This window comes from Pseudoalteromonas sp. ABE4_541, from assembly GCF_056312285.1.
Genome location: NZ_JBSVEM010000001.1, coordinates 310,622 through 321,628 on the forward strand (window position 1 = coordinate 310,622; position 11,007 = coordinate 321,628).

Annotated in this window: 13 protein-coding genes; all 13 read left to right on the plus strand. The window is 43.3% G+C overall.

Annotated features, from left to right (window positions below; translation table 11 throughout):
- Positions 1-71: 71 nt before the first annotated feature.
- The 13 genes from ACW689_RS01570 to ACW689_RS01630 all read left to right on the plus strand — a co-directional run bounded on the left by ACW689_RS01570 (position 72) and on the right by ACW689_RS01630 (position 10,965).
- Positions 72-1,940 (plus strand): NACHT domain-containing protein, encoded by a 1,869-nt coding sequence (locus ACW689_RS01570; RefSeq protein WP_476287898.1) that lies wholly within the window; start codon positions 72-74, stop codon positions 1,938-1,940.
- Positions 1,941-2,005: 65 nt separating this feature from the next.
- A complete protein-coding gene (locus ACW689_RS01575; RefSeq protein ID WP_476287900.1) occupies positions 2,006-4,006 on the plus strand; it encodes a phage terminase large subunit family protein in 2,001 nt (666 codons plus the stop codon).
- Positions 4,003-4,197, plus strand: a complete 195-nt coding sequence (locus ACW689_RS01580; RefSeq protein WP_476287902.1) for a phage head-tail joining protein — start codon at positions 4,003-4,005, stop codon at positions 4,195-4,197. The genes ACW689_RS01575 and ACW689_RS01580 overlap by 4 nt, the downstream gene beginning before the upstream one ends.
- 77 nt (positions 4,198-4,274) lie before the next feature.
- Positions 4,275-5,786 carry a phage portal protein gene (locus ACW689_RS01585; protein WP_476287904.1) on the plus strand — a complete coding sequence of 504 codons (1,512 nt, stop codon included), beginning with the start codon at positions 4,275-4,277 and terminating at the stop codon, positions 5,784-5,786.
- Positions 5,776-6,015, plus strand: coding sequence for a hypothetical protein (locus tag ACW689_RS01590; protein ID WP_476287906.1), 240 nt, complete (start codon positions 5,776-5,778; stop codon positions 6,013-6,015). The genes ACW689_RS01585 and ACW689_RS01590 overlap by 11 nt, the downstream gene beginning before the upstream one ends.
- On the plus strand, positions 6,005-8,023 hold the full coding sequence (locus ACW689_RS01595; RefSeq protein WP_476287908.1) for a prohead protease/major capsid protein fusion protein: 2,019 nt from the start codon (positions 6,005-6,007) through the stop codon (positions 8,021-8,023). The genes ACW689_RS01590 and ACW689_RS01595 overlap by 11 nt, the downstream gene beginning before the upstream one ends.
- Before the next feature lie 12 nt (positions 8,024-8,035).
- A complete protein-coding gene (locus ACW689_RS01600) occupies positions 8,036-8,374 on the plus strand; it encodes a DUF2190 family protein (protein ID WP_476287910.1) in 339 nt (112 codons plus the stop codon).
- Positions 8,374-8,688 (plus strand): hypothetical protein, encoded by a 315-nt coding sequence (locus tag ACW689_RS01605; RefSeq protein WP_476287912.1) that lies wholly within the window; start codon positions 8,374-8,376, stop codon positions 8,686-8,688. Before ACW689_RS01600 ends, ACW689_RS01605 begins: the two co-directional genes overlap by 1 nt.
- Entirely contained in the window at positions 8,685-9,317 is a 633-nt protein-coding gene (locus tag ACW689_RS01610) for a hypothetical protein (RefSeq protein WP_476287914.1), read from the plus strand. The genes ACW689_RS01605 and ACW689_RS01610 overlap by 4 nt, the downstream gene beginning before the upstream one ends.
- Positions 9,317-9,757, plus strand: a complete 441-nt coding sequence (locus tag ACW689_RS01615; RefSeq protein WP_476287916.1) for a hypothetical protein — start codon at positions 9,317-9,319, stop codon at positions 9,755-9,757. Before ACW689_RS01610 ends, ACW689_RS01615 begins: the two co-directional genes overlap by 1 nt.
- Positions 9,758-9,759: 2 nt before the next feature.
- Positions 9,760-10,065 (plus strand): hypothetical protein, encoded by a 306-nt coding sequence (locus tag ACW689_RS01620; RefSeq protein WP_476287918.1) that lies wholly within the window; start codon positions 9,760-9,762, stop codon positions 10,063-10,065.
- Positions 10,062-10,235, plus strand: a complete 174-nt coding sequence (locus tag ACW689_RS01625) for a hypothetical protein (RefSeq protein WP_476287920.1) — start codon at positions 10,062-10,064, stop codon at positions 10,233-10,235. The genes ACW689_RS01620 and ACW689_RS01625 overlap by 4 nt, the downstream gene beginning before the upstream one ends.
- Positions 10,213-10,965 (plus strand): phage tail tube protein, encoded by a 753-nt coding sequence (locus ACW689_RS01630; RefSeq protein ID WP_476287922.1) that lies wholly within the window; start codon positions 10,213-10,215, stop codon positions 10,963-10,965. Before ACW689_RS01625 ends, ACW689_RS01630 begins: the two co-directional genes overlap by 23 nt.
- Positions 10,966-11,007: the final 42 nt, after the last annotated feature.

Below are 11,007 nucleotides of genomic sequence, written 5' to 3' on the forward strand. Positions count from 1 at the left end.
GGGTGACAAGTAGTTGGTGCTAGAGTAAGTATAGACAACTATGGGGAAATCTTTAAGGGAGTAGATGACAAATGAATGAAGATATTTTGGCAAAGGTTGCCGCTTCTGAAGTTGGAAAAGTAGTGTCCAACAAACTTTTTGGCTGGTTAGAAAAAAAGTTGAAAAATAAAAGGGAAGAACAAGAAGCGTGCATGGTTCTTAATGCCATTTCAGTAACTCATCGGGATAATATAAGAAATAAGTTTATCGATAAGTATTTATTCTTTAAGACGATAAGTTCCGGCGACAGGGCTGTATTTATTGATGAGATATATGTGCCGAATTCAATTTCTAGAGTTTCATATAGCAAAGAAAGAGTGTTTCGTTTATCTGAAGAATTAAATCGTAATAAAATTACCTGTATTAGTGGTCGTGCTGGACAGGGGAAAACTACGATGATTAGAAATGCCATCTGGAAAATGATTAATGATGAAAATAATTGCACCTTCCCCTTGATGATTACTCTAAGAAAAATTAATTGGAAAGAAAATTTGCAGTTAGCTGAGATAGTGCGAGAGGAACTATTTAGCTTAAATATAAATCTAGATACTGACACGTGTGAATACATGCTAAAGAAAAATCTGGTTTCTATTTTCTTTGATGGATTTGATGAGGTTGCGCCAAATCGGCAACAAGCTGCATTAAATGTTATTTTGAGTTGCTATATAAGGTATGGGAATAGGTGTTGTGTCGCGACTAGGCCCGGGGCTTCAATATTAAATGAAAGTCTGGTAACTGGATATAAAATTAATGACTTGTCATTTTTTAAAATAAAAAAAATAGTGTCAAATTATTTTTGGTTGGAGAGTGGGTCAAAGTATTTTCTACTTGAAGCAATAAAAAATAGCGATACTATTCAGCGAATTCTTTCTACGCCAGTTCTTGTTGATATATTTGCTTTTGTATACCCTGAATTGAGTGAGGAACCTAAATCCTTATTTGATTTTTATAAGCGTATTTTTGAGTTAGTTGTATCGAAGCATGATAGGTTGAAAGTTGCTTTCAAACGTGAAAGTTTAACGGCGATAACGAATGAAGAGTTGGAAGAGCTTTTCAAAGCACTTTGTTTTAAAATTATAATTGACACTAAATATGAAGGGATTAATAGAGAATATTTTGAAAATCTAGTTAAAGAAGCTAATAAAATTACTATAGATAGTCAAAGTGACACATACGATATAGCTGAAGATTTAGTCTCGAGATGTTGTTTAATAATACAAGAAGGTGATGAGGTTGACTTTGCACACAAGTCAATTGTTGAATACTATGCTGCGAACTTCATAAGTATGCTTGATGAGGAGTCAAAGTTTAAATTTTATAATTTGTTGCTCGGTAAATATATTAATCATTTAGAAATAAATAATGTTATTTACTATCTCAGCTATATTGACAAAGCATATTTTTCGAAAATGTATTTGTTGCCTTATTTTGAAAAATTATATTTGGGTGATGAATTTGAAATGATAGATGAAGTATTCGTGATGGGAATGATCTGTGGTTATGACAAAGTAAAAATAGTTGTTGATAGTGGCCGCGTCTTGAATGCCGAAGTATACCGGAATGATAAATATTTTCTTCTGTCAAGACTATTATTGGAACTTCAAGCCGGAATTGACTTAACGGAAGTGCCAGTGAATGAATATCTATTACATTCAAGAGATTTGGCTGATGAATTAAACACAATAGACTATGGTGGCATTTATGATGATGGCACCCATATTTTGACAGCTTATGAGCTTTATACCGGAATCGATTGTAATGATGAGTTAGCCGTTGAGATTTATGATGCTAAGGAAGCTCTAACGGAGTACTTAAAATCGTTACGCAAGCAAGCTGAGGTTCATGCTTTAACTCTCGAACGGAAAAATAAATTTCTTGAAAGTTTGTTTAAAAGGGTATAAAGATTTTTTGCATAACCATAAGGTTGCACTTATGATGGTAGTATTTGCGACTTTTGAGTTATGTAGTGATTACTGCTCTAGACGTTTTACAAACCAGCCCTGAAGCAATTGATAAGATTGAGACCGACCTTACAGAAATTGTTCAAACTTATCTAAGACCACCCCCCAATTTGAATCTGGTTGAATGGGCTGACGAATACCGATATTTACCAGATAACAGTGCCGAGTCTGGACGCTGGCGGACCAGTCGCGTTGAAGCTGCTCGTCAACCCATGCTGAGTATCACTGATCCTGATGTGCAAGAGATAACGGTGATGGCGTGCATTCAGTTCATGAAAACTGAATTGATGTTAAATACCTCGCTTTACTACGTGCATCAAGAGCCTTCCCCGATTATGTACGTTGCCCCGAACGAAAAGCTGGCTGAAGCATGGTCGAAGGAAAGATTTGTAAAGTCAGTGAAAGCGACTCCTGTTGTTGCTGGTGTCTTCTCAGACAATAGACGAGGTGAAGGTAACACCATATTGCAAAAGCAATTCCCCGGCGGGCAATTGTCAATTGTCTCCGCGCGTAATCCCGGTGATTTGGCAATGCGGGCCTGTATGGTGATGTTGTTCGATGAAATTGACAAATATCCGCAAAACGTTGGCGCGGGGGCGGGTGGTTCAGGCGGCGAAGGTGATCCAATTGGCGTTGGTTGGGGGCGAGCTACTACATATGGTAAGAGAGCTAAGAAGGTTGCTGCGTGCTCTCCTACCGTGGAAGGGAAGTCACGAATAGCCCAAGAGTATAAAAACTCAAATCAATCTGTATTTATTCAGCCGTGTCCGCATTGTGATCACCGAAAAACCCTGACATGGCCTGATGTATACATTCCTAAGAATGAAAAAGGCGAGTTTCTACACCAAGAAGCGGCTATCCGCTGCTCAGAGTGCGGCACGCTTTGGAATGAAGCTGATAGGCTTAAATCAATACGTAATGGGTATTGGATAGCCACAAAGCCCGAGGTTACTTGGCATCATGGATACAAAGTATCGTCTTTGGCGAGTCCGTTTACACCCATTGCCACGTTAGCAAAAGAGTTTTCAGACGCTCAAGGAAGCCCTGAATCACTCAAAGCGTTCTATAACACGCGTATGGCTGAAACGTGGAAGGAAGTCAGCGACCAGCCTGATCACGAACGCCTTTATGAACGCCGAGAGCCCTACAAGATTGGCATTGTTCCGCGTGGTGGGTTGTTCCTTACTTGTGGGATTGATGTTCAGAAAAACTACCTTGTTTATGAGGTGGTAGCTTGGGGGCGGCGCAAAGAAAACTGGTCGATTGATAAAGGTGTGATCCAAGGCCACATTTCTGAAGATGATACACACGAACGCTTACGAGCGTTTTTAGATCGGACTTATACCAACTGTATTGGTGTTGAAATGCCGGTATTGAAAACCTGTATTGACTCTGGTTATGAGACGCAGCAGGTATACAACTTTGTTCGCAACTACGGTAGCCCTCGACTTGTGGCCGTCAAAGGTGAGAAAGATGAAAACTTATCGACTATTCTTGGCACTCCTAAGCCTGTAGACATAAACATCGACGGTACGCGCATAAGTAACGGCACTATGCTCTGGAGCGTAGGGGGCTCGGTGGTCAAAGAAGAGTTCTACCGCTGGCTCAATCTTAAAAAACCTACAGATGAAGCCCTAGCAACGGGCGCAGGTTTCCCCTCAGGCTACTGCCATTACCCTATGTACGACGAAGAATATTTTTTACAGATCACCGCTGAACAGCATGTCATGCTGACGGACAACCGAGGTTTTCACTCATACCGGTGGGAAAAAGTGCGTGAAGATAACCACTTCTTGGATTGTCGAGTATATGCGCGTGCTGGTGCGTCGATGCTGCAAATTGACCGAATGAAGGAAGCCGATTGGGGCACGCTCGAAGCTAAATGGTATCCAGACAAACCTCCTGTGCAGGTTGTGGATACACAAGAACAAACACAGCCTTTTAAAAAGCCAGTTGGTAAAAAATCAACCCGAAAACAGAAACGTGAAGGATGGATCAAACGATGACAGATAAACAGGCAATGTTAGAACGATTAGAACGTGCGTATTACTCAGGCGTATTAAAAGTGCGTGAAGGCGACCAGTGGATCGAATATCAAAGCGCTCGTCAAATGCGCGTAGCCATTGATGACTTGAAAACCGAAATAGTAGGTAAAAAGCAAAAAGCTCGTCGTATTTTTACGAGCAATGGTTACTAGTATTTGACCAAACTTAAAAACCCGTTTATCCTGTGTAAATGCAACATCTTAGTTATGCATTTGTGAGTTTTGGTTAAGTGAATATTGTTGATAGGTTCGTTGGTTATTTCAATCCTGAAGCAGGTTTAAAGCGCGCTCAATCTCGGGCGGCAATTCATGTGCTTTCAAGAACCTATGACATTGCATCAAAAAGCTCTCGTAACAATGGCTGGCACAGACCCAAGACCAATGCTGCTCAAGAAGTTAGTCGAGCGCTTGCGGATTCCATGGTGAGTGGGCAAGAGCTATGCAGAAATAATCCATTAGCCAAAAAGGCCAAGCGTGTTATCGCTGCAAGTACAGTTGGTGCAGGCATTCGAGCGAAATTTGTCGTTGATGATGGCAACCCAACAAAGCGCCAAAAAGCGACTTTGAAAAAGCTGAACCAAGCATTTAAAAAATGGGCTAACTCGAAGCAATGTGATTTTGACGAGCATCACACTTTTTACGGTTTGCAGTTCTTGTGGATGTCAACGGTTGTTGAGTCAGGCGGTATTTTCATAAGAAAACATATAACTAAAGATGGTTCTCTAGAACTTCAGTCTTTTGAGCAATCACATTTAGATCGTTCAAAATCAGCAGTAGGCACAGACACGGATGTCGATATTGTTGACGGTATTCAGTACCGAGATGGAAAGCTAGAGGGATACTGGTTGTATAGCACGCCTAGCCAGTCTCTCACTCATCGCCATAGAAACGAATCAAAGCTCTATCCAAAAACAGAGATAGTACATATTTATTTAAAAGAGCGTTCCGGGCAGCACCTCGGGATCACATGGTTTGATGCGTCAGCCAATATTTTGCGCAATTACGAAATTTACAAAGACGCGAAATTGATGCAGCAACAAATTGCCGCGTGTTTTGCTCTATTTGTAGAAGATAGCTCAGCATCAACCGGCTTTGCTGATAGTGAGACAGGTGAAGATTTACCCGAAGAGTTAACACCAGGCATGATTGAAAAGGTGCGCAATGGGCAGATCCCCCACGTTGTGACACCACCCAAGGCAGACGCTTCGACTAACTTTGATACAGCTTTGAAGCGTGATGTTGCATCGGGTATTGGTGTTACTTACGAGTCTATGACAGGCGACAACTCGCAAACCAATTTTGCCTCTGGTCGTATGGGGCGTATCGAGTTTCACCAACAACTTGATATATACCAGACGCACATGCTCGCCCCTGCACTAGATGTGATCGCAAACTGGTTTATGCACACATATGAGCTTAAGCACCGAGCTATTAACGCAACCAATGATTTCGAGGCTAACTGGACATTCCCACCGCGCTTATCAGTCGATCCTAAAGTTGATTTTGATTACATCATGTCACAAGTGAGAAACGGCATGTTGTCGCCAAGTTCAGCAGCGCAGATGTTAGGTCGTGACTTTATGGCAGTGATCGAGCAATGGAAAGAGGATAAAACACTAATAGACCGCCTTCCATTCGATTTTGACCCTTCAATGTTTTCAAGCGCAGGTAACCAAATTGATGAAAATGACACAGCCAGTGGTGTTGTCGGCGCTCAATCTAACAAGGCTGATGATGAATAGAACCGAGGTAGCAGCGACAGCGTCCGCATCGACCTCTGGTGTAGGCGGAGTGACGGTTGCGTCAGGTGTACTTGAGCAACTAAACGCGTATGCACCACTGATTGGCTTAGGGATTTCTTTCATATCACTTTTGCTCGCCATTTTATTTTTTATGGCTGGCCGAGCAGACAAAAAACGTGAAAACGACATATTACGTGAATTACTAAGCGAGAAGAAAAATGAAAAATAACCAACAAGTTCGACAAGGTACGTTTCACGTAAGGGCTGAGATCCAGCAAGAGTCAATCGACATTGAAAATCGCAGTGTTTGGGTTTGCTTCACGACAGGTCAAGCAGGTAAGCGTTATGACTGGTGGAATGACACCGAGTTTATGGAAGAGTTGGAAATTGCACCGAGCGCTATTCGCACAGCTCGACTCGACAAAGGTTTATCAGTTTGCGACAACCACAAAACGTGGTCATGCCGAGATGTGTACGGTATCACTGAAGAATACAAAATTGAGCGCGGCGAAATATTGGGTCGTGTTCGTTTTGCTACTGACCCAGCTTCGGAAGAAATGTGGACCAAGGTTCGCGACCGTGTATTACGCCATGTTTCACTTGGTTACAAAGTCCATAAATATCTAAAAACCCAAGAGGACAGCGACAAGTTGCCAACTTACCGCGCTGTTGATTGGGAACCTACCGAATTAAGTTTTACCCCGGTTTCGTTCGAGACCACAAACGGTGTGCGCTCAGACAACGAGCGTGCAAAAGAAGAACTACACAACGTTATAATTGAGGATACCACTATGGACCCTGAAGAAAGCTCGAACGAGACAACAAATACAACTCGTTCAGAACATAAGGCACCTTCTCAACCAGTAGAAGTCGGAAGGGCGCAAACGGAGCCGCAACCAACTCCGAGCGCTGCACCGCAGGCTGTTGAGCAGCCCAGCCAGCAACCGACTGTAAATCGTGCAGACTTAACTGAAATGATGAATGTGGGGCGCAGTGTGGGCCTCGATGATCAGATCGCAATCGATGCGTTCACACGTGGCGACACTGTTGACTCTTTTTACCGCACTGCCATCGAAGCACAATCGAGTCAGTCTGAGCAAAGTGCAATTCGCAATTATGCGACGTTTGTTAGCGATGGGCGGACTGATCAGCGTGAAAACATTAGAAAGGCAGGTGAGTCTTTTCTTTTAGCGCGATGCGGGCGCGATCCACATGAAGGTGTTTCACAGCAGCTAGTGCGTGACTTTAATGGGATGACATTGTTGGATATGGCGCGTTATTTTGTTGACGCGCAAGGCGGATCAACACTGGGCATGAGCCGTCAAAAGCTTGCAGCTCGTGCATTTCACACCACGAGTGATTTCCCTTTATTGTTAGAGAATGTGCTCAACAAGAACCTGCAAGATAGTTATGCGGAAGTGCCGCAAACGTGGCGTGAACTTGGCCGAAGAACAACCGTTAACGACTTCAAAGAGAAGAAAACGTATTCACTAGGTGATGCCCCAAACCTCTTACCGCTTGGTGAAGATGGTGAGTACAAAGCTGGCACATTCAAAGAAAATGGTGAAGCGTACTCAATTGCAACGTTCGCCAGAAAAATCGCGTTTTCTCGTCAAATGCTCATCAACGATGATATGAGTGCGTTTGACCGTATTGCCCCCATGTTTGGTCGCTCTGGCCGTGATCTTGAATCAAATATCATTTGGGGCTTAATTCTCGGTCATAATTTCTTTACGAACAAACCGGCACAAATACTGATGGCGGATAAAAAATCAGTTTATCACGCTGATCATAATAACTTGCTTGATGCTGGCTCTAAGTTATCCAAAGACAGTTTAAAAGCCATGCGAAAGCTCGGTCGTAGACAAAAATCACTCGGTGATAACTACACCAATATAACTTGGGATTATTTGGCTGTTTCTGATGAGAATGAAACGCTCGCCGAAGAGTTGCTATACCCAGCATATGTCGCTAACACCATGGCTGAGCAGCACTTACGGCACAAGATGAAGCTCATTGTTGAGCCTCGCATCTCCGCTGTGAATGAACAGCAATATCACACTTTCTCTAGAGGTATCGATACATTCGAATACGCCTACCTTGCAGGTGAAGAAGAAATGTACATCGAGACAAATACGAGCCATGACATTGATGGTATGAGTACGCTTGTACGCAAAGATTTTGGGGCTGGTTGGATTGATTACCGTGGTACAGCCATGGCAACAGGTAAAGCATAAGGAGTAACGAAAATGCCGAGTAATTTTATTCAAGAAGGTAAAAGCATTGAATTCACTGCACCTACGGGTGGGGTAGTGTCTGGTGGGTTATACATCATTGGCTCTACAGTTGTTATTGCTTCGACGACTGCGGCGGAAGGTGAGCGTTTTAATGGTCGTACTGAAGGTGTTTGGGAGTTACCAAAAACCGCATCGTTAGCAGCAGGCGAAGGAACAACCGCAAAATTTCTTGTGTCATCGGGTAAAGTCTCAAGTGCTGCGGAAGCAAAAGTAATTGGGGTGTTTACTGAACCTGCTGTAAACGGCGATGAAACTTGTAGTGTACGCCTCGTTCAAACGGCGGTGGCGTAATGTATCGAGACATTTTCACTGATATGGCAGAGCGTATTAATGACACGTTGGGTCATGTGTGCACTTACACCGACGTTGATGGTGAAGTTTTTGAAGATGTCTCTATCACTATTAATGCGGGTAAGCCTGTGGTCACTGAATTTGATGTGATAGCAGGTTCAATTGTTGAAGGCGGAATATTGCGCATTGACATTCCATCGCCGCAACCAGGTGACACGTTTACTGACGATTTAGACCGAACGTGGCAAGTAGACGGGATCAACCGAGTGGTTACCGCTAAAACATACGTCCATTTAACGGAGGTGTTTCAGTGACCGTTTATAACGCCAGTAACTTATCTGGTCTAATTAAAAAGATGCAAGCGAAACCCGAAGCGGTGAATAAAGCTGCGTCCTTAGCCATCAATAAAACGGTTACCTATTCAATCAAAGAAGCCGTTCGAGACATAACGACTGAAACGACACTTCAGCCTAGTTATGTTAAGCGCCACATCAAGCGTGTGTCTCGTGCGGCACCTAATAATTTACGTTCAGTGGTACATGCAAATACACGCGAAACGCTTTTGACGCGCTTTCAGCACCATAAAACAAGCAATGGCATTGCGGTTCGTATTAATAAACGCGGTGGGTTTGAAAATATCCCACATGCACGTTTGATGAAGCAGCCACTAAGAGGTTCTGCGCGTCAAAGCGTTGTATTAGCTAATAGACACGCGGCTGGTCATTTTCGAAGTGGATTACATAAAGGCGTGGGGCGTACACCGGGCAAATCTCGAAAGCTTCAAAAAATCATAAAGCGTGCACGCACCAAGCCATACGGCGTGACGGTTTTACATTCTCGTTCTATCAATCAGTTGTTTGTGAGTGCGCGTGAGCGCATGCAGCCAGTGATACAAAACCACCTTATTACGGAATTTAAAAATGACTTTCGGAGGCTAGCTTGATGACACCTAACATTACAGAAGTCATTCAACATGATGTGATAGGCAAGCTTAAAACAATCCCTGATGTGTGGGTGATTGATGGTTTTGTTCAACACCATATCAATGACCTAAGAAAAGAAAAAAAACTGCCTGCGATTTTTGTGCATTCTATTCATGACAACACACTGGGTAATACCGCTGGTAATTCATCGAAATTAGGCCGAGATATAAAAATAATTGGGCTGGTTTCCCCCCTCAAAAAAGGCAGCATACAACGAGAGTTGGATGACCTTTTGTACAAAATCAGAGCCGCGTTATTCGTTTCAGATGAAGACGATCACAGTTCCAAATCAATGAACCTAAGTTTAGGCGGTGCCAAGTTCGAGCCCTCTGAAGCTGGCGACCCGTTTGCGTTCGTAGAGCTCGATATAACGCTTACTTACCAAGAAAAATGGAGATAAATATGAATATTAGACCTCTTGGGGATATTGCAATTTTACGTGTTCTGCCTAATGAGCAAAAAGTGGGCAGCATAGTAATACCTGGCAGTGCTATGGAGCAATCGACGTTATGTGAAGTGTTGGTGCCAAACGAGATCAGTTATCACCGCAATGGCAATCCACGCGAGCCAATCCTTAAAAAAGGTCAGGTTGTACGTATCCCCAAAGGCAACGTTGGCACGCAAATGCCAGAGGCGCCAGATGGTGAAACGTGGTTAGCAATGCCTGACGATTGCATTTTATACATTGTGAACGGTGGTACAGCATGACAACACGTAAGCAAAAACTAATCCCTGTGGTGTTCAGTGACTTCACTGAGTTCAACGGTGTTGAGTATCAGCCTGGTAGTGAAGCAAGCGTAACGCCAGAACAAAAAGTACTTTTCGAAAAACACGGCTTTATTAAAGGTGAAGACAATGAATCAACAAACGAGAAATAGAAGCTTTCAAGGTCGCGGCTCTATCTACATTCAAGAGGTTGGCGGCAGCGGGGCTTTGCTGCCGCTTGGCAACTGCTCGGAACTATCAACCAGTATTAGTGAAGAGTCACAAGAACAAAACGATTATGAAAACGCCGGTGGCGGTGTGATTGACTCGATTTCACGTGTATCACAAGTGACGGCCAGCGCAACGACATTGAGCTTTTCACCACAAAACGTGGCGTTAGCCATGCGTGCCTTGGTTAACGCTGTGCCAGGCATTGCGGTTGCGGCGGAAGAACACACCGCACACAAAAATGGGTTTATCCCATTCAAAAAAATACCTGATAAGTCAAAGTCAATCACGGTGACTGATAGTACAGCTAGCACAACGTATGTAGAGGGGAGTGATTACAAAGTTCGTAATAGTGGCATTTTGATTTTAGATGCGGGTTCTATTTCCGATGCTTCGACTATCAAAGTCACCTATGAGTCTATGACGACCTATAACGTGGAAGGTATCACGCAAAGTGCTAAAGAATACCGCGTCGTATTTGATGGGCTTAACGAGGCTGATCAAAACAAACCAGTACGCGTGACATTCCATCGAGTGCGCTTTAGTACGTCTGATGCGATTAGCTTTATTGGCGATGACTATTCTAGCCTACCTTTGAACTTCACTATTTTGAAAGACGAAACGGTATTAGGTGCTGGTGAGTCTCAATACATTAAAATCGAGCAAGCGGCTTAGTCCCCTGAGAGTAACTGGCCGTTCGCGGCCTTTTTTAAGGCT

Excerpts from the sequence above, each read along its gene's own strand:
- ACW689_RS01595 (WP_476287908.1), top strand. The coding sequence starts at position 6,005 with ATGAAAAATAACCAACAAGTTCGACAAGGTACGTTTCACGTAAGGGCT.
- ACW689_RS01620 (WP_476287918.1), top strand. The coding sequence starts at position 9,760 with ATGAATATTAGACCTCTTGGGGATATTGCAATTTTACGTGTTCTGCCT.
- ACW689_RS01570 (WP_476287898.1), top strand. The coding sequence starts at position 72 with ATGAATGAAGATATTTTGGCAAAGGTTGCCGCTTCTGAAGTTGGAAAA.
- ACW689_RS01600 (WP_476287910.1), top strand. The coding sequence starts at position 8,036 with ATGCCGAGTAATTTTATTCAAGAAGGTAAAAGCATTGAATTCACTGCA.
- ACW689_RS01580 (WP_476287902.1), top strand. The coding sequence starts at position 4,003 with ATGACAGATAAACAGGCAATGTTAGAACGATTAGAACGTGCGTATTAC.
- ACW689_RS01605 (WP_476287912.1), top strand. The coding sequence starts at position 8,374 with ATGTATCGAGACATTTTCACTGATATGGCAGAGCGTATTAATGACACG.
- ACW689_RS01590 (WP_476287906.1), top strand. The coding sequence starts at position 5,776 with ATGATGAATAGAACCGAGGTAGCAGCGACAGCGTCCGCATCGACCTCT.
- ACW689_RS01625 (WP_476287920.1), top strand. The coding sequence starts at position 10,062 with ATGACAACACGTAAGCAAAAACTAATCCCTGTGGTGTTCAGTGACTTC.
- ACW689_RS01615 (WP_476287916.1), top strand. The coding sequence starts at position 9,317 with ATGACACCTAACATTACAGAAGTCATTCAACATGATGTGATAGGCAAG.
- ACW689_RS01630 (WP_476287922.1), top strand. The coding sequence starts at position 10,213 with ATGAATCAACAAACGAGAAATAGAAGCTTTCAAGGTCGCGGCTCTATC.